Raw genomic sequence first — 21,714 nt, forward strand, 5'->3', positions numbered from 1 at the left:
CTAGAATGTTAATACCCTGACGTGAACCTAAAATTCGATAAATCTAAATAAACTAAAAAAACTTGTTATACATAAGATAATTTTATGACAATATAACAGCTTAAAAGTATTTTAAATTAATCTCAGCAGGAGCAAACTATGCCATCTCGTCAAGAGCTAGCGAACGCGATTCGTGCCCTAAGTATGGACGCAGTTCAACAAGCAAATTCAGGCCATCCAGGCGCACCAATGGGCATGGCAGATATTGCCGAAGTATTATGGCGTAAGAACCTTAACCACAACCCAGCAAATCCAAACTGGGTTGACCGTGATCGCTTTATTCTTTCAAATGGTCATGGCTCAATGCTTATTTACTCACTGCTACACCTTACAGGCTATGCATTGCCAATTGAAGAGTTGAAAAACTTCCGTCAATTGCATTCAAAAACACCTGGTCACCCTGAATACGGCTACGCACCTGGTATTGAAACTACAACGGGTCCACTAGGCCAAGGTATCACTAATGCTGTTGGTATGGCGATTGCTGAAAAAACATTAGCAGCACAGTTCAACAAACCAGAACATGAAATTGTTGATCACTACACTTATTCTTTCCTAGGTGATGGTTGCCTAATGGAAGGCATCTCACATGAAGCATGTTCACTTGCTGGCACATTAGGCCTAGGCAAACTGGTTGCATTCTGGGATGACAACGGTATTTCAATTGACGGCGAAGTAGACGGCTGGTTCACAGACGATACTGTAAAACGTTTTGAAGCTTACGGTTGGCATGTTGTATCTGTAGATGGTCATAACCCTGCAGAAATCCAAGCGGCAATTGAAGCATCTAAAGCTGAAACATCACGTCCAAGCCTTATCTGTTGTAAAACAGTGATCGGTTTTGGTTCACCAAACAAAGAAGGTACTCATGGCTGTCATGGTGCTCCTCTTGGTGACGCTGAAATTATAGCTACACGTGAAAAACTAGGTTGGAAACACGCGGCATTCGAAATCCCTGCAGATATTTACTCTGAGTGGGATGCCAATGAAGCTGGCGCACAAGCAGAAGCTGCATGGAATGAAAAATTTGCGGCTTACCAAGCGGCATTCCCTGAACTAGCTGCAGAATACGCACGTCGTACTTCTGGTGAATTACCAGCTGATTGGGAAACTAAAACGTCTGACTACATCAAACAGCTGCAAGCTGATTCTGCAAAAGTAGCAACACGTAAAGCATCACAAAACTGTATTGAAGAGTTCGGTGCAATGTTACCTGAGCTACTAGGTGGTTCAGCTGATTTAGCACCATCTAACTTAACAATGTGGTCTGGTACTAAAGCAATCACTGCGGATGACGCATCTGGTAACTACCTACACTACGGTGTGCGTGAGTTTGGTATGACTGCAATCATCAACGGTATGTCTTTACACGGTGGCTTCACAGCTTACGGTGCTACATTCCTGATGTTCATGGAATATGCGCGTAACGCAATGCGTATGGCTGCATTAATGAAAGTGCAAAACATCCAAGTTTATACGCATGACTCAATCGGTCTAGGTGAAGATGGCCCAACTCACCAACCAGTAGAGCAAATTGCAAGCTTGCGTATGACACCAAACATGAGCGCATGGCGTCCATGTGATTCTGTAGAATCAGCAGTTGCTTGGAAATATGCAATTGAACGCAAAGACGGTCCAACGGCATTAATCTTCAGCCGCCAAGGTCTAGCACCTATGCCACGTGATGAAGCACAATTAGCAAATGTTGCTAAAGGTGGTTACACGCTAGTAGATTGTGATGGCAAACCAGAGCTTATCCTTATCTCTACTGGTTCTGAAGTTGAACTTTGTACTAAAGCTGCTGCAGAACTTACTGCAAAAGGCCGTAAGGTACGTGTTGTATCTATGCCTGCTACAGACGTATTTGATAAGCAAGATGCTGCATACCGTGAATCTGTTCTACCGTCTGACGTTGTTAAACGTGTTGCGGTTGAAGCGGGTATTGCTGACTTCTGGCACAAATACACTGGCTTTAACGGCGCTATCATCGGCATGACTACATTCGGCGAATCAGCACCAGCTGAGCAACTGTTTGAAATGTTCGGTTTCACTGTTGCAAACGTTGTTGCGGCTGCCGAAGCTCTTTAATTTAAATACCGTGTGCTGACAGACCGGGGCACACTGCTTTTAATTAGAGTAACGAAAAAAGAGCACCTAGGTGCTCTTTTTTATTTTTTGTGATTGAGACTAAATTATAGATACAAAAAAACCAGCATTACGCTGGTTTTTCATTATTCCGTATCGATTTGCTAACTAGGCAACTTGTACTGGAATATCGTTACTTGTACGAACGATGTCATTAACTTGATCAAGATAAACAAGCGAAGGTTTGTGTTGTTTCGCTTCTTCATTGTCCATACGTACGTATGCACAGATAATGATGCGATCGCCAACTGCTGCTTTACGTGCAGCAGCACCGTTCACTGAAATGATTTTCGAACCGCGTTCACCAGCGATAGCGTAAGTCGAAAAGCGCTCACCATTATCAATGTTATAGATATCGATTGCTTCATACTCTAGGATCCCTGACGCATCAAGCATATCTTGATCGATTGCGCATGAACCTTCGTAGTTTAATTCTGCATGTGTTACACGCGCTTGGTGTAATTTACCTTTTAGCATTGTGGTTTGCATTGTTCTAAAACCCATTCCATTAATAGTTTATGAATATACCCAAGGTGTTGATTGTTCATCTTGGAGTCACTTAGGTATACATATATACCGTACAAAATATGTACCGGCGTCCATAGTAGCGTATTTGTTTAATTAGCGCAATTGTACTAGTTGTTAGGTAGAATTGCGCTAATCGTTAGCGTAATTTAATCACTTTATTATCGATTAAACGTGCCTTTCCTAAGAATGCAGCCATTAAAACAACGGCTTGCTGACTGTTTGTAGTGAGACTAGCTAAAGTATCGGCATCAACTATATCAATCGCGTCGGTCTTAAAACCAGCTGCATTAAGCTGTGCGGTGGCTTGCGTGACTAATGCTTTGTTTGCTTGTTCATCAACAGAAACTTGATCTGCAATTGTCTGCATTACATCGGCTAAGAGTGGTGCAACAATACGTTCTTCAGCAGTTAACAGACCATTACGAGAGCTCATCGCCAAGCCTGACTCTTCACGTACAGTCGGTACGCCAACAATTTGAATCGGCATTGCAAGATCGTCGACCATATGACGAATTAACGCTAATTGTTGGAAATCTTTTTCACCAAATAAAGCCACATCAGGTTGTACTAAATTAAATAGTTTAGCCACTATCGTCGATACACCGTTGAAATGACCCGGACGATGCGCGCCCTCAAGTACTTCAGAAATACCTGGTACTTGAATGAACGTTTGTGATGCTAAGCCGTTTGGGTATATGAGTTCAGGTGTTGGCGTAAATACTAAATCGGTATCAACACTTTGTAATGCGCGGCAATCTTGGTCTAATGTACGAGGATAAGCGGCTAAATCGGCAGCTTGGTTAAACTGCATTGGATTAACAAATATACTGACTACAACACGGTCTGCGTATTTTTGCGCTTCTTTAACAAGGGCTAAATGACCATTATGTAAGTTACCCATAGTTGGCACAAATGCGGTGGATAGACCAAGACGACGCCAAGCGATAACCTGCTCTTTAAGAACATCAATATTTGCAATAATATCCATATATTAATTACCTAATAAAATTGGTAGGGAATGTTGAAAAAGGGGGGCGTGCAAATCTTAACTATTTGCTTATAGCCCCTTTATCAATTTAAGAGTGCATGTGAACTATGAGAACATGTGCTCATCGGCAGGAAAAGTCTGTGCGGCAACTTCATCGATATAAGCGATGATCGCGTTACGCATATCGCCTGTTTCAGCTAAAAAGTTCTTTGAAAATTTAGGTACAAAGCCTTTCGAAATACCGAATGCATCATGCATTACTAAGATTTGACCATCTGTATCGCGACCCGCGCCAATACCAATGACAGGGATAGTTAAGGCTTCAGAAATACGTTTTGCTAACGGTGCAGGGATACACTCTACAACTAATAGTTGGATGCCTGCAGCTTGTAATGAAAGTGCATGTTCGACCATTTCATCCGCTTTATCTTGTGCTCGGCCTTGTACTTTAAAACCGCCAAAAACGTGGACTGATTGTGGTGTTAAGCCAAGATGACCGCACACAGGGATACCGCGTTCTGTCAGTGCCGAAACACTCTCAACTAACCATTCACCACCTTCAACTTTAACCATGTTTGCACCCGCTTGCATGAGGGCTGTTGCATTGGTCAAGGTCTGTTCTTTGGTGGAATAACTCATAAATGGCATATCTGCGATAACCAGTGAGTTGGTCGCGCCTGCACGTACACAGCGGGTATGATAAGCAATATCTGTAACAGTAACAGGTAGCGTATCATTGTGGCCTTGCAGTACCATGCCCATCGAATCGCCAACTAATAATACTGGCACTCCGGCTTCGTCAAATAATGCAGAAAAACTCGCATCATAAGCGGTAATACTGGCAAACTTTTGTCCTGCTTGTTTCATTTTAAGCAGTTTAGATACGGTAACTTTACTCATTATAAATCCTTCTTCACATTACTCTATGTTTTGATAAATAGCTAAGTCATTACGCGGACAGGCCTTAAGTAAGTCTGACAATACCTGACCACAGGGTAATTGTAATTGTGGTGCTATCTCTGCTAATGGGTAGAGTACAAATTCACGCTCTTTCATGCCGTAATGCGGCACAGTTAAACGGGGTGTACTCATGATGTAATCACCGTATAGTAAGATATCTAAATCGAGGGTTCTTGCTCCCCAATGTTCTTTACGTACACGGCCTTGCTCATTTTCAATCTGCTGTAGCGCATCAAGTAATTCAATTGGCGCTAAACGGGTGTCGACACAGGCAACCGCATTAATATAATCAGGTTGTTCTTGTGGTCCCATTGGCTTACTTGCATACAGGGATGATACCGAAATAAAACGACTTTCCGTTAGTGCCTCTAGCGTTGTTATCGCTTCTTTGGCTTGCGCTACTGGATCGGCAAGATTACTGCCGATCGCGATATAACAGCGGGTATAGTCTTGCTTGTTAATATCATGTTTTTTTAGAGTTGACATACTATTAAGCATCACTTTCGTCCACAGGCTTTTTCTTTTTAGCGCGACGAGGACGTGTTTTTTTACCAACAGGTGCATTTAATTCTTTAATTAAGTTCTGACGGCCAGTGGCATTCGCAGTTTGGTAATCGCGCCACCATTGAGTTACTTCGACTAAGTCGCCACCTTGGATTTCTGCTCGCATTTCTAAGAAATCAAAACCTGCACGGAATTTTAAGTGTTCGAAGGCTTTTTCTGCGCGTTTGCCTTGGCGGCGTGGTAAACGGCCTTGTAAATGCCAAATATCACGGATTGTTGAAGTAAAGCGACGTGGAATTGCAATACTCTTAATTTGGGAATCCAGCGCGTCATTCATTGCTAATAACAAAGCATCGCTGTAGTTAAGACCACTGTCAATAACGCGTTCTTCAGCCATAGCTTCCAGTGGATACCATAACATTGCGGCATATAAATAAGCGGGCGTTACACGTTTGCCAGCATTAATACGACGATCAGTATTGTCTAACGCAATTTGGATGAATTTATCACAGTTACTTGAACCGTCTTCATTTTGATACTTGCTAACAAGTGGGAACAATGGTTGGAATAAACCATGTTCTTTCATTAGTTTGTAAGTGGCTAAACCGTGACCATTTAAGAATAGTTTTAATGTTTCTTCAAATAAACGGGCTGCGGGAATACTTTGTAGTAAGTTCGCCATGCGTTTAATTGGTTCCGCTGCATCTGGACTGATCTGCATATCTAGTTTTGCGGAAAAACGTACTGCACGTAACATACGTACTGGATCTTCACGGTAACGAGTCTCTGGATCACCAATTAAACGTAGTTGTTTACTTTGTAAATCGGCAAGGCCGCCAGCAAAGTCATAAACAGCACGATCGGCAATGTTGTAGTAAAGTGCATTAACGGTAAAGTCACGACGTTCAGCATCTTCACTGATGGTGCCATAGACGTTATCACGTAACAACATGCCGCCATCGGACTGCTTTGATGTTTGTTGATTTTGTTCTTTTTCTTTTTCTTCTACGTGATGACCACGGAAGGTTGCAACTTCGATCATGTCACGGCCAAATAAGATGTGGGCAAGACGAAAGCGACGGCCAACTAAACGGCAGTTATGGAATAATTTTTTGATTTGTTCTGGCTCGGCATTGGTCGCGATATCAAAATCTTTTGGCTCTTGACCAATAAAAATATCACGCACACCACCCCCGACAAGGTAAGCTTGATAGCCTGACTTGTGTAAACGATAGAGCACTTTTAGGGCGTTTTCACTAATTAAGTTATGGTTTATAGGGTGTTGACCCTTCTCCAATTTCAGTTCATTTAATCCCAAATTCTGTACATCTTGTTGTACTACTGGCCCAACTGCAGTATTAGAATGCGTATCTTCAGGTGTTTTTTTACTCTGTGCATCACGATCTTTGCGTGTCTTTGACGCTGTTTCAGAGGCCGTTTCTTTCACATCTGATGTTTGATCTATCTGTTTTCTGCTTAGTATATTTTTACAGAATTTAGTGATTTGAGTGAAAATGGTACACCTCGAATTAATAGTAAAATAGGTTGAATTATTTATGCCGCCATATAATAGCGCTGCATTGATAAAATGACAAAGATTGTTGACGAAATTTAGTATTAATATTGCCTTATTGGCTTAATACGATTGATTTCTGTCTGGGTAGGTTTTTGACGGACCAATGTTCTGTACCCCATTGTAATAGGTGGGGGATAGATAGATCTTGAAGCTCGTTACACACGGGTAACCCTAAGAATCGGAATGCATCAATTAAGAGGGCTTTAGCCTGACTGATATCTAAGCCGGGCGCATGATTCTGTTTACTCAATTTAGAGCCATCGGCATTACTGACCAAAGGCAAATGTAAATATGATGGTGCTGGCTGTGAAAATTGTTCAAACAGGTATAATTGTCGCCCTGTTGGTTCAATTAAATCAGCGCCGCGAACCACTTGGGTGATACCTTGGTAAATATCATCCACGACAACGGCAAGATTATAAGCAAAAAGGCCATCTTTACGATGAATAATAAAGTCTTCTGCAGCGAGTGCTTTCTCGATATCTATTTTACCATGTAACTCATCCATAAAATGATTAACTGGCACTGTTGTCGTTACCCGCAAGGCGGCATTATCTGCAGTAAGCTTTTTGTGCTTACAGTGTCCTTGATAAAAGACCCCTTGTGCTTGGATCTGTTTGCGGGTGCAATGACAGTAGTAGGTTAAACCTTGCTGGTTAAGCTGGGCAATGGCTTCTTGATAAGCAGAACTGCGCTGGCTTTGATAGATAACATCACCATCCCAATGTAAACCAAAGGCATCGAGTGTTGTTAAGATATTCGCTGCAGCCCCTGTAATTTCTCTAGGGGGATCGAGATCTTCAATGCGCACTAACCAAGTACCTTGGTTAGATTTTGCTTGTAAATAGCTGCCAACAGCAGCGATCAGGGAACCAAAATGTAATGGTCCTGAAGGTGAGGGCGCAAAGCGTCCTACATAGCTATTGGACATAAATAGGGTTCTTTAAATAAAAAAGGCTACAAATAGAAAGAGGGCTAATAAGCCCTCAATAAAATAATGTCAGTTGAAAACTGATTAGCCAACCATTTGCTTTTCTTTAATTTCAGCAAGCGTTTTGCAGTCAATACATTGGTCTGCAGTTGGTCGTGCTTCTAAACGACGGATACCAATTTCGATACCACAAGTGCCGCAAAAACCGAATTCATCATTTTCAATTAATTGAAGGGTTTTTTCGATTTTTTTGATTAGTTTACGTTCACGATCACGTGCTCGAAGTTCTAAGCTAAATTCTTCTTCCTGGGCTGCTCGATCTACAGGATCTGGGAAGTTTGACGCTTCATCCTTCATATGAACCACTGTGCGATCAACTTCTTCACGTAGTTCATTTCGCCAAGCACTTAAAATGTTTTTAAAGTGTTCGCGTTGCTTCTCGCCCATGTATTCTTCACCAGGCTGTTCTTGGTAAGCTTCAACACCTGCGATGGCTAAAACACCGAGTAATTTTTTCGCTTCAGGCATGCTATCTCTCCTAGTCCGCATTACGCCATAATATTACAGAGCACTGCTAAGCAATATTTATGGGCGGTATAAATACCAGAAACACACAAACTGCGCAAACTAAACTGGCAAATTGTTCACCATCACCCTCTTTTGGGTTAGTTTTGCTGTGACATTAGTCACAGTTGAATGAAATTTGTTCTATCAACGTAATTTCGTGTTTTTCTATTGTACTCGCGTATGCAAATACTTCAACTCCTTGGTCAATTGCCTGCTTAACAAGATTACTATAGTCTTTATCTAAGTGTTTAGCAGGTTTTAGCGCCTTAATTCCGGTGTGCTGAATAACAAATAATAATACCGCTCGGTGTCCGTTTTTCTTTACAGTCATCAGCTCTCTTAGGTGTTTTTGTCCTCGGACACTGACAGTATCGGGAAAATAACCACAGCCATTCTCTAATAAGCTGGCACTCTTCACTTCGATATAGCATTTACCGCGTTTAGTATCATCGAGTAAAATATCAATCCGGCTATTTTCATTACCGTATTTCACTTCGGTGGTCAGATTTTCGTAGCCCGTTAGCTGTGATATAGCAGCCGATTGAATTGCTTCTTTGGCTAATTGGTTGGCTCTGGCTGTATTGATACAAATCAAATCGCCATTGGCTTTTTCGGTAAGCTCCCAAGAGCGTGAATATTTACGTTTTGGATTATCTGAGGTTGAGTACCAGATGGTATCGCCTGGGTCACCACAGCCCGTCATTGCTCCGGTATTAGCACAGTGAATAGTAACTTCTTCTCCATTTTCAAGAATGACATCGGCTAAAAATCGCTTGTAGCGTTTAATTAACGTGGCGGACTGTAAGGGCGTCGGATAATGCATAATCAGCTCATTAGTTGGAAAACAGCCTAGAGCATAATAATTTTTGGAAAAGAAAGCCATAGGCAACCAGAGGGTTACAACATCATGGCTGCCTATCGCAGTCGAAAGTTAATTAGTTGAACTTAGACAGATCTCGTCGCCACTGTTTGTCTTCTTCACTCGCAGGTTTTTGCCATATTTGTTTTACATTGACGGTCAGTTGGCCATTAATCTCATTGGCATTGAGGGTGAATGTAAGCGGGTTAGCGATATTGGGCTGTGATAAAATCTGTTGGTCGTTAAATACTTGTTCGACAATACATATCGAGGTTTTATCTGGGCTGTCAGCATCACGAGCGAGTGGGTTATTACAGTTGTTCATCAGATCCCCCCCATTAGGATAGAGCACTCCTAACATTTGATGCTGGCTACCAATTGAAATATCAAAATAGATTTTTTGACTGGCAAGGTAATTATAGATGTTAGCCGACAGTATCGACGGTGCACGCTCTTTTTCGTTATAAAACCGGGACAGTTTTAAATACGTAGAGCTGCCACCGGGGGCTGTTGCATCGGCAGAGCGCACGTATTTATGTAATATACGCATATGGTGTATAGGGAGGGTCCAGCCAACTTGCACTTGGACTTTAACATTGCCATTATTCAGTTCTTCAACATTGGTGATGCGTGTTCGTACTTTGGTATTGAGAATAGGGTCAATGACTTCTGCGTCAATACTGTCTCGTACTTTTAATAACTGGGTTAGATTGAATTGCGGGCTATGACCGTGAGCTGAAAACAGGCGCTTTACATCATCAAGTACCGATGTAAGCTGCATGATTTGATGGTCCTGTTGACGTATTAATCGTGCGCTTTGCTGCGTTGATATTTGTTGTTCAGCAATGGCTAATTTGATCTCACCTAAATTTTTTAAATTATTATCGAATTCGTTATCTAGGGTGATCAGACTTTTTTCTATCGTGGGACTGTTACGTAATATGGCGATGCTTTGACCAATGTAATGCTCATCGAATGTTGCCCGTATTTGCTGTACTACAAATATCTGACCTTTATATACGTCTTTATCTTTGACTATCTGCGGTTTGTTTTGTGGCGTAATTTTAATATAAGTGGCTTGAATAATAGGTACATATTGTTTGTAGTTAGTCAGGTTGACGGGCTTGTTCATTAATTGATAATTACGTACATTAAAGCTGGCTTTGATACGGGCTTTTTCTTGCATAATTTGTTTGGCACTGGCAATACTTTCGCCATTGGTGAGTTGATGGGTGATGGTATATGTTTCTGACCAAAATCCAATGTGAGCCATTACGGTATGGTTATAACTGAGTGTGAATAATAAGGATAAAAAAAGTGACGTAGATAGGCGCATAGTAAATTCCTTTTGCTATTGCTTATAAATAATAGACTTAAATTTAATGAATGGTGTTTTTAGGGTAAAATTGAATTATTACTGATTAATTTATTTTATTCTGAGAGGCCTTTGTGGCAGCGTTACCGATCACCGCCGTATTACCTGATTTATTTACGGCCTTAAAATCATCCAATCAAGTGATCTTACAAGCGCCACCTGGTGCCGGTAAATCAACCTTATTACCACTTAAATTACTGCAAGAAAATATCTTTAGTGGTCGAATTTTAATGTTAGAACCAAGGCGTCTTGCTGCGCGAAATATTGCTATATTTATGGCCTCTCAGTTACAACAAAAAGTCGGAGAAGATGTTGGTTATCGTATGCGTGGTGATACTAAAGTGTCGAAATCAACACGGTTGGAAGTGGTAACTGAAGGGATCTTAACTAGGATGATCCAGCAAGACCCGGAACTCAGCGATTATGATCTCATTATATTTGATGAATTTCACGAACGCTCACTCAATGCTGATATCGGTTTAGCATTTGCGCTCGAAGTGCAGCAAGGTTTACGCGATGATTTAAATTTATTAGTGATGTCGGCAACGCTCGACAGCGAAGGGCTACAGAAAATGTTGCCAGAGGCGAAACTATTGACGGCAGAAGGGCGTTGTTTCCCTGTTTCTTATAGTTATCACCCGATGAACTTACAGCGTAGTACGATTAAGCAAGCGTTGCCGAGCGCGATAACCGCAACGGTTAAATTAGCGCTACAGCAGCAGGGTGGTAATATTCTGGTATTTTTACCTGGGGTGAGTGAAATTAAACGTTGCCAGCAACAGCTACAAGAATTAGTTAATGCGCATCTACAAATACTGCCCTTATATGGTCAATTAACGCAACAACAACAACAGGCAGCAATTAATCCTATCGCCGCAGGGCACCGCAAGATTGTATTGGCGACCAATATAGCCGAAACCTCATTAACCATTGAAGGTATTTCGGTGGTGATTGATTCTGGCCTTGAGCGCCGAGTTAGCTTCTCCCCACGCTCGGGGGTCAGCAGATTGCAAACCAGACGCATAAGCCAAGCATCAGCAACTCAGCGAGCAGGGCGTGCGGGGCGTTTACAAGCAGGGCATTGTTATCGTTTATGGCGTGAAGAAGATCACAGCCGCTTAGATGCACAAATAGAACCAGAAATTATTGCCGCTGATTTAACTTCAACCTGTTTAGAGCTTAAGGTATGGGGGGTCAATAGTTTTACGGAACTGTCATTACTCGATCAACCTTCATTGGCAAATGTGCAATATGCTGAATCGTTATTAACCGAACTTGGCGCTCTAGACGCGGGGAGTTGCAGTCAACATGGCCAAGCATTGGCTGAATTTGGTATGTCACCACGATTAGCACATATGCTGCTAACGGCAAAAGAGTGGGAAAGTGAACTGTCGGGTATTAGTTGGTTAGCCTGTCGGTTAATCGCATTACTTGAAGGCAGTGAACGCTTACCACTTGATTTGGATTTTGCATTGCAACAAATGACATCGGGGCAATTTAAACAAGCACAACGTCAAGCACTGCAGTGGGCACAACGCTTTAGCTTTGTGAAAAGCAGCAGTCAGTGCCGAAACACCAATGCTTATACCGGTTTGTTGTTAGCGTTAGCGTATCCAGACCGTATCGCACAGCGTCGTGATAATACAGGACGAGGGCAAGACGTGCGTTATATGTTAAGCAACGGACTCGGGGTTAAATTGATGACGGATGCCAGTTTAGCCAGTGCCGAATTATGCATTGTCGCAGATCTGTCATTAACCGAACAAGGTGCCGATGCCATGGTGTATAACGCTTGTGAAGTTGATTTAGCGGAGTTACAAACTTGGTTACCGCAATTATTTAAGCCACAAGCATTTGTACAATGGGATTTAAAAGCCCAAAAATTGATTGCCGAGCAGCGTCAATGTTTAGGTAAGTTGGTATTATCTCGCCAGGTATTAACTGATATAACGCCAGCACAAAAACAAACGGCAGTACTGACCGGTATCCGCAAAGCCGGGTTATCGGTATTACCTTGGAATGATCAAAGTAAAGCATTGCTCACCCGATTACGTTGTGCGCATTTATGGTTAGCGGAAGTGGGTTTTGTTGATTACAGTGATGAAGCCTTAATTGACGATCTAGAAAACTGGTTACTGCCGTACTTAACAGGCGTAACTGGGCCTGCGCAGATGAAAAAAATACCGTTAACAGATGCGTTGTTATCACGTTTGGAGTGGTCGCTACAGCAGCGCTTGGATAAAGAGTTACCCACTCATTTCACCGTGCCGACTGGATCGAAAATAAAATTGCGTTATAACGATAACAGTGCACCGAGTTTACCTGTGCGTATTCAAGAGATGTTTGGTCAAGCCAATAAACCTGCCGTTGCCAATGGTCGGGTGCCTATTGTCATTGAATTACTGTCACCAGCGATGCGTCCGCTACAAATTACCCAAGATTTATTGGGCTTTTGGAGTGGCAGTTATGTCGAGGTTAAAAAAGAAATGAAAGGCCGATATCCGAAACATTATTGGCCAGATAATCCTTTGGAAGCGATGCCGACACGACGTGTTAAAAAACATATGTAGGAAAGCAGCAATAGTTATTCGTAATCTGCTATTATCTCGCAGAGTTCGTTTCAGACAAATAAAAGAAGATTTATCATGACTAAAAAAATCGCTACATTGCATCCCCGTAATCCACATCAGGGACGTTATGATTTAACAGCCTTAGTTAAAACATACCCAGCGTTAAAAGCGTACATAACGCTAAATCCTCGTGGAGAAGAAACGGTCGATTTTAGTGATGATAAAGCCGTCGTTTGCTTGAACAGTGCATTATTGGCCCATTTTTACCAAGTACCAAATTGGCAGATTCCAACAGGTTATTTATGTCCGCCAATCCCTGGACGTGCGGATTACATTCACTATATTGCCGATCTACTGGCAGAAATGAATAATGGTGACGTACCAACAGGTAAGCGTGTTAAAGCGTTAGACATTGGTACTGGCGCTAACTGTATTTATCCTATTCTTGGTCATCGCAGCTATGGCTGGGGTTTTGTGGGTACTGATATTGATACGGTAGCAGCAAAAACAGCGAATGTGATCGTGCAAGCAAACCCAAGCTTAAATAAAGCGATTAAGATTGTATTGAAAAAAACGCCAGGTAGTACCTTTAAAGGCGTCATTAAATATAACGACAAATATGCGGTGACAGTTTGTAATCCGCCGTTCCATGCATCAATGGAAGATGCCGCAGCAGGTACTGAGCGTAAGATTAACAACCTGCACAAAGGTAAGGCTGCGCCAGCCAATACCACGAAGTTGAATTTCGGTGGTCAGAACACTGAGCTTTGGTGTGAAGGTGGCGAATTACGCTTTGTTAAAGACATGGCGAAAGAAAGTAAAGATTTCGCTGAACAAGTATGTTGGTTCACAAGTCTTATTTCAAAGGGTGAGCATATCGAAGAGCTTGAACAACATTTATACACGTTAGGTGCAAAACAAATCCGCGTGATCCCTATGTCGCAAGGTCAAAAAATCAGTCGTATATTAGCGTGGAGCTTTATGGATACTGATGAGCAACTGCAATGGGCTACCGATAACTGGTAGTCGACGTTATATTTAGGTAGATTAATACGGCAAGCATCGCGCTTGCCGTTTTTATATCTGAGGGTACTTTGCTTAAGGTAAATATATGTTGGTATGGTTAGGTTACAGTTATTTAGTATTGAGTATCATTACCCTATTAGTATATGGTAAAGATAAATGGGCGGCTAAACGGCAGGGATGGCGTACACCAGAGCGTACATTACACTTGTTGGCGCTGTTCGGTGGCTGGCCTGGTGCGCTCGTCGGGCAAAAACTATTTTTTCATAAAAAAAGTAAAATCAGTTTCAAACGTATTTTTTGGTTAACGGTTGCTGGTAATGTATTAATTGTATTCGGAATTTTTCAAATTGATCCGAGTTATGTGATTGTTGGTTAGTTTTAGATACTAAATTTTTTGCCTGATTTACACATATTTACGTTATCTATACTATGCCTTTGTTTTGTTGTGTTATACCATTTCGGCCTTATTATGCTAATTACTGCTATTTTGAACGAAGACTAGGTATTCATTAAATGTCGTCAATTAAAAAAAATAAATTACAGTTAGTGCTAACGTGGGTGCTATTAACAAGTGTATTACTTTTCATTGTCGCGTTATTACCAGTGACAGATAAAGTCGATGACAGTAATGATATCAGCGTCAGTGCTAATTCTGTTACCGCTGAAATTACGGATGTATCGAAAGACAAAATAGCCACGTTACCATCTGAATCATCGCCACAAGCAGTATTACCTGATCCCGCTGCGACCGCGATGCCTGCGGGGACGTTACTTACTGATGATCCTCGTTCACCACTTTACGAAGCAAGCGCTGCTAACGCGACGATTACTGAATTGGCCGTTGCAGAAATCGCTGAGGATCTTGCAAAGTCTTATCCAAAAACCATTAACTACGTGATTAAAAAGGGTGACACCTTAGGGGCTATTTTTGAGCAATTAGATTTAAGTCAAACGAGTTTATATCAAATACTGGAAGTAGATTTAAACGTTCTGGCGTTAGATAGCATTAAACCCGGACAAACCTTAGTATTCACCGAGTTTGAAGGCGAATTAACGCGTTTGGAATTACAAGTAAGTCTTGGTCATCAAGTCGTTTATAAGCGTTTAGGTGAGAGCGGTTTCGAGTTTGAAGAGATAAATGTTGAAGGTGAATGGCGAGACCATAGTTACATAGGTACCGTTGAAAATAGCTTTTCTGGTTCGGCAAAGCAAGCAGGACTATCGTTATTTGAAGCACAATTCATTGCGACGTTATTAAAAGATAAAATTAATTTTAGTCGAGATTTACGCAGCGGAGATACCTTTAAAGTCTTAGTGTCTCGTCAATATATTGGAGATAAACTCACAGGTGAAAATCGTATTGATGCGGTAAGTATTAATAATCGTAATCGTGACATTAGTGCCTATTTGTATGAAGGTAGTTATTATGACGAAGCAGGTCTGAGTATTGAACGCGCTTTTGTGCGTCGTCCTGTTAGCAGTAAATATCGTATATCATCAAGCTTTAATCCAAGGCGTGTACACCCAGTGACAGGTTTATTACGTCCGCATAACGGTACCGATTTTGCGACGCCAATTGGTACCCCTGTGTATGCAACGGGTGATGGTATTGTGTCGCGAGTGGTTAATCATAAGTATGCAGGACTGTATATTGAAATCTCAAATGGTCAAACATTCCGTACTCGTTTTTTACACTTAAGTAAGGCGCTGGTGAGAAAAGGTCAACGAATAAAACGTGGACAAAAAATTGCGTTATCGGGTAATAGTGGCCGTGTTACTGGACCTCATTTACATTACGAGCTACACATACGTGGCCGTGCCGTTAATGCGATGACTGCGGACATACCTATTGCGTCGGCAATTGATAAACGTCAACAAGCGGCATTTAAACTGGCGTTAAATGGCTATCATGCAGCTTGGGAGCAAGCTAAAAGCTAACTTTACCGCGCATATTTTTGGTTTTACCACGCTGAGTTTTAGTGTCCATACGTTTCTTTTTGGCATTGCGACTCGGCTTGGTAGCACGACGTGCCTTTTGGATCACGGTCGCCTGCTTAATCAATTCAACTAAACGTTCAAATGCCACCTGTTTGTTATAATCCTGACTACGTGATTCTTGCGATTTAATGATGATCACACCATCTTTGGTAATGCGATGATCACTTAACGCTAATAACCTCTCTTTATAAAATTCGGGTAGTGAAGACGCCTTAATATCAAAACGTAAATGGATCGCCGTTGATACTTTATTGACGTTTTGACCACCGGCGCCTTGTGCGCGGATGGCTTGAATATCAATTTCTGAATCGGGAATTGATACATTGCTAGAGATGAAAACCATTGATAAACCTTGGTGTTATATTACAGTACGATATTGGGCAGACAGATGCTGTGTTATTGATGAGTAACTGCTAGCGTCTGGTTTTAGATACACCTATGATACGCGAGTTTGTGGCTATTGTTAATTTTCAATTACCACACGCTATTATTTGCAACTCGGTTAGAGAATATTTATGGACATCATTCGACCAGTCAAAGTGACGGATGCTCACGCGTTATCAGCGTTATTTTCGCAACTGAATAACGAAACGCCGTTTATGGCCATGGGTGAGAAAAATAGTGCGACTGAACTCAGCGAGCACCTGGCGTTATTTATCAATTCAGCAACCCAAGTACTCTATGTCATAGAACGAGATAATTATAAACTGATCGGTTTTGCGATAGGCATAACAGGTTATATTAGTGGTGATAGTCAGACCGCATCTTTGGTTATTGGTATTCAGCAAGCGAGTATCGGTTTGGGGCTCGGCAGAAAATTATTGGCACACGTAGAAGAGTGGGCACGCCTGTCTAAATTAAAACAACTAGAATTAACCGTCATGATAGCCAATGAAAACGCGATAGTATTTTATAAAAACAATGGCTTTAAGCAATTAGTATCAAAGCAGCAAGCTATGATTGACGACCTTACTGAAAATGAATTATATATGGTAAAGCCGTTAATTTAGATTTAAGGAAGCGCAGATGGATATTGGTTACTGGGTAATGTTTCTTACCGCATCACTGGCATTAAATATGACGCCGGGTCCGGATCTGATATTTGTACTAACTAAGACGGTTAGCCATGGTCGTAAAACGGGCGTTGTTGCCGCTGTAGGGGTTTGCTCTGGTGCTTTGGTGCACGTAGCTGCCGCAGCATTAGGTTTATCTGCGATCATCGTGTCTTCCGCTTATGCTTTTATGCTCATTAAAATCATTGGAGTGGGTTATCTTATTTATTTGGCTTGGCAGGCATTCACTGCATCTGGTGGTATTGAATTAACAGCCACTGGCCATACTGATGGTGACTCATCATCGCAAATGTCGCATTGGAAAATATTCAAACAAGGGGTATTAATCGATGTCCTCAACCCCAAGGCTGCGATCTTTTTCATGGCTTTTTTACCACAGTTTGTGCGTGAAGGGCATGGTTCGATCTCAACGCAATTATTGTTATTGGGTTTGATTGTGGTGATTGGTGCATTTGTGGTGGAACTCGGTTATATCTTTGTTGCCCATCGCTTAACCAAAAAAGTAAAAGGTAACCAAAGTTTTACGCTGTGGCTTAATCGGACGGTTGGCGCTGTTTTTGTGGGGCTTGGGATCAAACTCGCTGCTACATAATCAGGTAGTTAAAATACCCTTCTGCAAGAGTTGAGTTCGGGGGAGCGAACAGGGTAAACTAACGATTCTTTTTTTACGCTATTTTATCTAATCGTATTAGACTGTATTAATGCAATTTCTAGGACCCTTTCCATTGGCTAAACGTCCCGTAAGTGATGACACAAAAAAAACTGTCAACAAACGAAAAACACCAGCAAAACCTGCGGCAAAAAAAACAACTAAGAAATCTACCGCTAAAAAAACCACGAAACGAAAAACGAAAAAGGCAACAAGTCGTACTTGGACTCGCAGTATTGCCATTTTCCTGTTTAAATTTAGTTTGGCTTTTTCGGCTCTTTTTGTTCTCTATGGTATGTATTTAGACAGTAAGATCCAAACGCGATTTTCTGGCCCTATCTGGAAGACCCCTGCGCAGATATACGCACGCAGTTTAGAACTAAAACCAGGGATGTTTTTACCACATGATAAATTGGTCGAGGAACTGGTTTTACTCAATTATTTAAAAGTAGCAAAACCACGTACTGCAGGGCAATTCTCAATATCGGCGACTAAAGTCGAATTACTGCGTCGAAGTTTTACTTATCTTGATGGAACAGAACCTAATAAAGCCTTGTTTCTTACCTTTGCTGATAACCGATTAGTCAGTATCCGTGATCAAAATACCGGTAAATATCTTAATTCAGTTAATCTTGATCCTATGCTGCTTGATACACTGCAAGCACCGAACCAAGAAGATCGTATCTTGGTTGAGTTACAAGATTATCCACAATTATTAATTGATACCTTATTATTGGTGGAAGATCGAAACTTTTACCATCATAACGGCGTATCGCCTCTTGCTATTATCCGTGCTGCGTTTGCTAATATGAATGCAGGACGAACTGTACAGGGAGGAAGTACGCTGACTCAGCAGTTAGTTAAAAACTTTTTCTTAACCCGTCAGCGCAGTTATTGGCGTAAATTCAACGAAGCGTATATGGCAATATTGATTAACTATCGTTTAAGTAAGGATGTGGTATTAAGCGGCTACCTTAACGAGGTTTATTTAGGCCAAAACTACAGTGATGGTGTATATGGTTTTGGTTTAGCTAGCTACTTTTATTTTGGCAGACCAGTACCGGAACTGAGCATAGACCAAATGGCGTTTTTGGTTGCCGTTGTTAAAGGACCGTCGTTTTATGATCCGTGGCGCTACCCTGAACGTGCACTTGAGCGTCGTGATATGATCATTCGTTTATTATCCAAGAATGGTAAGATCAGTACCGCTGAATATCGTGCCGCGATTACTAGACCGCTGGGTATTATTCCACGTGGGCACATGAGTACCACGAAAGCACCTGCGTTTTTATCGTTATTACGCCGTGAGTTAAAAAGCACGTTTGGTGATGCGCTTTATGATCAATCTGGGTTAAAAATATTTACCAGTTTGGACCCGCTTGCACAACGTGCGGCAGAAACAGCGATCACGACAAGTCTGCCTCGATTGGAAAAGGCACGTCATATTTCTGGATTAGAAACCGCCATGGTAGTGACCGACCGCCAATATGGTCGGGTTACCGCAATTGTTGGTGGCCGCAACACGCAATATGCCGGTTTTAACCGTGCGCTGGATGCTTCTCGTTCGATTGGTTCTGTGGTGAAACCCGCTATTTATTTAACTGCATTTGAAAAGGGTTATGACCTTAACTCACCGCTAGAAGATAAACCGCTGCGATTAAATAACCAGTACGGTAATAACTGGCAGCCAAAAAATTATGATCGTAAATACCGTGGAGAAGTCCCGTTATACCAAGCCTTAATGCAATCGCTTAACGTACCTACGGTTAATTTAGGCATGGCTCTGGGTGTGGATAATGTGATTAAAAGTTTAAAACGTCTAGGCGTTGAGAAAGTTGATAATCACTATCCATCGATGTTATTGGGGGCATTAAATATGTCACCATTCCAAGTATCACAAATGTATCAAACGATTGCTACAGCGGGGGAATATCATAAATTAACAAGTCTGGTTGCGGTGGTCGATGAAGACGGTGATTTAGTCTATCAGCAAAGCCTAAAAGGCCAGCGCCGTTTTGATCGTAAAGATACAGACCTGACTATTTATAATATGACGCTGGTGGCAAAAAAAGGCACTGCTCGACGGTTAAGCTGGCAATTTCCAGGTATTAACTTTGCTGGTAAAACCGGTTCGACCGATAAGTTACGTGACAGCTGGTTTGTCGGTTTAGATAATCGTGATGTGGTCACTGTTTGGGTGGGACGTGATGATAATAAAACCTCAACCTTGACTGGCTCGAGTGGAGCGTTAACTGTATTTGGTGATTATATGAAACTACGTAGTGCAGATAGCTTAGTGGTGGATTAGCGTTCGGAGCCTCTAGTCTCAATGATTTAGAGGCAATATTAGGCAGCCCAATTGCATATTCAGCAACCAAGCTTAAGCATTTACGACTCTATTTTGTAATACAAAAACTCTGGCGTGATCGTAAATCAAGTTAAACATAAACGCATAGATAGTAATAAAAATAGTCACGCCTAAATCCATGACGAAGGCTTGCCACAAGCTGACGTCTAAAATATAAGCCATAACGGGAATAGTGAAAAATAATAAACCTGCTTCAAATAAAATGACGTGAACAATACGCAACGAGAATGAGCGTTTGGCTTTGCTTCCCTTTGCAAAACGGTCAAAAGACCGATTGAATAAATAGTTCCAGACCATGGCGATGCTGGCGATAACTATCATTGTCTCTGATAATGAGTCAATATCATGATCTGTGAACAAGACTAAACCTATGATCGATAATGTGACAGCCAGTACTTCAAATAACACCGCTTGAATGACTCTTTCTATCGTTCCCATGAATTACCTCTCTTATAAAATATTTATTAACATATACAGAAGTGGCGATTATGACAGGATGGACGGATAAAAAAAGTTAACAGCCATCACGAATAGTGATAGCTTAAATCAAATACTTTCAGTTTTGAGTAACTATGTACAGCTTTGAACAACTAAACGTTTTTGTCACAGTATGTGAACAGGGGTCTTTTTCGGCTGCGGCACGTAAACTGAAACGTGCTCAGTCAGGCGTAAGCCAAGCGATTGCTAATTTAGAAATAACAATTAATCAAGAATTGTTCAATCGTGAAAAGAATATACCTGTGTTAACTGAAAACGGAAAGGCATTACTGCCGATTGCGAAATCAATACTGCACCAACAGAAATATTTTGACCAAAAAGTTGAGTCTTTAACGAAAGAATATGAGCATGAGCTGGTGATTGCGGTAGATGAAAGTTTAATGAATAATGAGTTGTTACAAATACTGGCTCCTCTTGCAGATCAATTTCCCATCACTAATTTCGATATAATAACGACGTCTACCTTTGATGTCGAAGAATTGGTTCAAAAAGGTAAAGCACAAGTGGGTATCGTTTATGCTGATAGTGAATTGAAGGTAGATATGGATTTTTTTCTGCTTGGTCAAGCTCGATTTTTGACGATCGCATCACCAAATCACGAATTGACAAGGCTACCTATAGTGCAAGATTCTGATTTAAAAAGGTATCGCCAATGCGTACATCGAAGTGCTAAACAAAAAGAGCTTTGGTTTAGTTACGGTATCAGCGCTATGATTTGGTATGCAAATACGCATCAAACCCTTGTAGAGCTAGTGCATAATGGTATTGGATGGGCAAATGTACCTGAGTTACTCGTAAAGAAAAATATCCAACAAGGGAAAATAGTCTCTTTACCTGTTGCGCATGAGTACAACGGTTGGCTAACACCTATTGGATGTTTAGTCTCTCGAAGTCGTTCTTCTGGACCTGTATTAGCAAGTGTAACTGACTTATTACAGCGCTATTGTTTTGTTGATGAACATTGGGAATTAAGGGCGTCATAGATAATAAAAAGCGAGGCCTCTTTCTATTACTATGATGAGTAAGAGAGAAAGACTTCGCCTTGTTATCTATCTGGGTT

General features: G+C 41.4%; 20 protein-coding genes. 9 read left to right on the forward strand and 11 right to left on the reverse strand.

All coding sequences use genetic code 11. From position 1 onward, the window contains the following. Positions 1-138: 138 nt before the first annotated feature. A complete protein-coding gene (gene tkt, locus HWV01_RS04035; RefSeq protein WP_211674177.1) occupies positions 139-2,127 on the forward strand; it encodes a transketolase in 1,989 nt (662 codons plus the stop codon). Positions 2,128-2,292: 165 nt separating this feature from the next. On the opposite strand, the gene panD is transcribed toward tkt, so the two are convergent. From panD to HWV01_RS04080, 9 genes are all read right to left on the reverse strand, one after another. Then, a complete protein-coding gene (panD, locus tag HWV01_RS04040; protein WP_067039560.1) occupies positions 2,293-2,673 on the reverse strand; it encodes an aspartate 1-decarboxylase in 381 nt (126 codons plus the stop codon). 175 nt (positions 2,674-2,848) lie between these two features. Next, positions 2,849-3,700, reverse strand: coding sequence for a pantoate--beta-alanine ligase (panC, locus tag HWV01_RS04045; protein WP_211674178.1), 852 nt, complete (start codon positions 3,698-3,700; stop codon positions 2,849-2,851). A 105-nt stretch (positions 3,701-3,805) separates the two neighbouring features. Then, positions 3,806-4,600: a 3-methyl-2-oxobutanoate hydroxymethyltransferase gene (panB, locus tag HWV01_RS04050; RefSeq protein ID WP_211674179.1), complete on the reverse strand. Its 795-nt coding sequence runs from the start codon at positions 4,598-4,600 to the stop codon at positions 3,806-3,808. 18 nt (positions 4,601-4,618) lie between these two features. Next, positions 4,619-5,146 carry a 2-amino-4-hydroxy-6-hydroxymethyldihydropteridine diphosphokinase gene (gene folK, locus HWV01_RS04055; RefSeq protein WP_371816349.1) on the reverse strand — a complete coding sequence of 176 codons (528 nt, stop codon included), beginning with the start codon at positions 5,144-5,146 and terminating at the stop codon, positions 4,619-4,621. A gap of 4 nt (positions 5,147-5,150) precedes the next feature. Next, the gene (pcnB, locus tag HWV01_RS04060) at positions 5,151-6,611 is read right to left on the reverse strand and encodes a polynucleotide adenylyltransferase PcnB (RefSeq protein ID WP_211674181.1); all 1,461 of its coding nucleotides are present in this window, start codon (positions 6,609-6,611) and stop codon (positions 5,151-5,153) included. Positions 6,612-6,792: 181 nt separating this feature from the next. After that, positions 6,793-7,671, reverse strand: a complete 879-nt coding sequence (gene gluQRS, locus HWV01_RS04065) for a tRNA glutamyl-Q(34) synthetase GluQRS (RefSeq protein ID WP_211674182.1) — start codon at positions 7,669-7,671, stop codon at positions 6,793-6,795. A gap of 84 nt (positions 7,672-7,755) precedes the next feature. Next, entirely contained in the window at positions 7,756-8,199 is a 444-nt protein-coding gene (gene dksA, locus HWV01_RS04070; RefSeq protein WP_211674183.1) for an RNA polymerase-binding protein DksA, read from the reverse strand. 154 nt (positions 8,200-8,353) lie between these two features. Then, positions 8,354-9,061, reverse strand: a complete 708-nt coding sequence (sfsA, locus tag HWV01_RS04075; RefSeq protein WP_211674184.1) for a DNA/RNA nuclease SfsA — start codon at positions 9,059-9,061, stop codon at positions 8,354-8,356. A 112-nt stretch (positions 9,062-9,173) separates the two neighbouring features. Then, positions 9,174-10,433, reverse strand: a complete 1,260-nt coding sequence (locus HWV01_RS04080) for a sugar fermentation stimulation protein (protein WP_211674185.1) — start codon at positions 10,431-10,433, stop codon at positions 9,174-9,176. 113 nt (positions 10,434-10,546) lie between these two features. Between HWV01_RS04080 and hrpB the strand changes: the two genes are divergently transcribed. The 4 genes from hrpB (at position 10,547) to HWV01_RS04100 (ending at position 16,006) form a co-directional block, all read left to right on the forward strand. Next, on the forward strand, positions 10,547-13,042 hold the full coding sequence (gene hrpB, locus HWV01_RS04085) for an ATP-dependent helicase HrpB (RefSeq protein WP_211674186.1): 2,496 nt from the start codon (positions 10,547-10,549) through the stop codon (positions 13,040-13,042). A 75-nt stretch (positions 13,043-13,117) separates the two neighbouring features. Continuing rightward, positions 13,118-14,068, forward strand: coding sequence for a 23S rRNA (adenine(1618)-N(6))-methyltransferase RlmF (gene rlmF, locus HWV01_RS04090; RefSeq protein WP_211674187.1), 951 nt, complete (start codon positions 13,118-13,120; stop codon positions 14,066-14,068). An 85-nt stretch (positions 14,069-14,153) separates the two neighbouring features. Continuing rightward, positions 14,154-14,444 carry a DUF1294 domain-containing protein gene (locus HWV01_RS04095; protein WP_211674188.1) on the forward strand — a complete coding sequence of 97 codons (291 nt, stop codon included), beginning with the start codon at positions 14,154-14,156 and terminating at the stop codon, positions 14,442-14,444. A gap of 137 nt (positions 14,445-14,581) precedes the next feature. Further along, a complete protein-coding gene (locus HWV01_RS04100; RefSeq protein ID WP_211674189.1) occupies positions 14,582-16,006 on the forward strand; it encodes a peptidoglycan DD-metalloendopeptidase family protein in 1,425 nt (474 codons plus the stop codon). Here the strand turns inward: HWV01_RS04100 and arfB are convergent. After that, positions 15,996-16,409: an alternative ribosome rescue aminoacyl-tRNA hydrolase ArfB gene (arfB, locus tag HWV01_RS04105; RefSeq protein WP_045111564.1), complete on the reverse strand. Its 414-nt coding sequence runs from the start codon at positions 16,407-16,409 to the stop codon at positions 15,996-15,998. The two genes, HWV01_RS04100 and arfB, sit on opposite strands and share 11 nt — an antisense overlap. 172 nt (positions 16,410-16,581) lie before the next feature. Between arfB and HWV01_RS04110 the strand changes: the two genes are divergently transcribed. The 3 genes from HWV01_RS04110 to mrcB all read left to right on the forward strand — a co-directional run bounded on the left by HWV01_RS04110 (position 16,582) and on the right by mrcB (position 20,096). Then, positions 16,582-17,076, forward strand: a complete 495-nt coding sequence (locus HWV01_RS04110; RefSeq protein WP_211674190.1) for a GNAT family N-acetyltransferase — start codon at positions 16,582-16,584, stop codon at positions 17,074-17,076. 16 nt (positions 17,077-17,092) lie between these two features. Beyond that, the gene (locus tag HWV01_RS04115; protein WP_211674191.1) at positions 17,093-17,731 is read left to right on the forward strand and encodes a LysE family translocator; all 639 of its coding nucleotides are present in this window, start codon (positions 17,093-17,095) and stop codon (positions 17,729-17,731) included. Positions 17,732-17,864: 133 nt separating this feature from the next. After that, the gene (gene mrcB / locus HWV01_RS04120) at positions 17,865-20,096 is read left to right on the forward strand and encodes a penicillin-binding protein 1B (RefSeq protein WP_211674192.1); all 2,232 of its coding nucleotides are present in this window, start codon (positions 17,865-17,867) and stop codon (positions 20,094-20,096) included. Positions 20,097-20,168: 72 nt separating this feature from the next. Here mrcB and HWV01_RS04125 read toward each other — a convergent pair whose 3' ends face one another. Beyond that, entirely contained in the window at positions 20,169-20,594 is a 426-nt protein-coding gene (locus HWV01_RS04125) for a PACE efflux transporter (RefSeq protein WP_211674193.1), read from the reverse strand. Positions 20,595-20,728: 134 nt separating this feature from the next. Here HWV01_RS04125 and HWV01_RS04130 point away from each other — a divergent pair, with 134 nt between their 5' ends. Beyond that, the gene (locus tag HWV01_RS04130) at positions 20,729-21,637 is read left to right on the forward strand and encodes a LysR family transcriptional regulator (RefSeq protein WP_211674194.1); all 909 of its coding nucleotides are present in this window, start codon (positions 20,729-20,731) and stop codon (positions 21,635-21,637) included. Positions 21,638-21,714 lie beyond the last annotated feature (77 nt).

The organism is Moritella sp. 5, assembly GCF_018219455.1.
GTDB lineage: Bacteria > Pseudomonadota > Gammaproteobacteria > Enterobacterales > Moritellaceae > Moritella.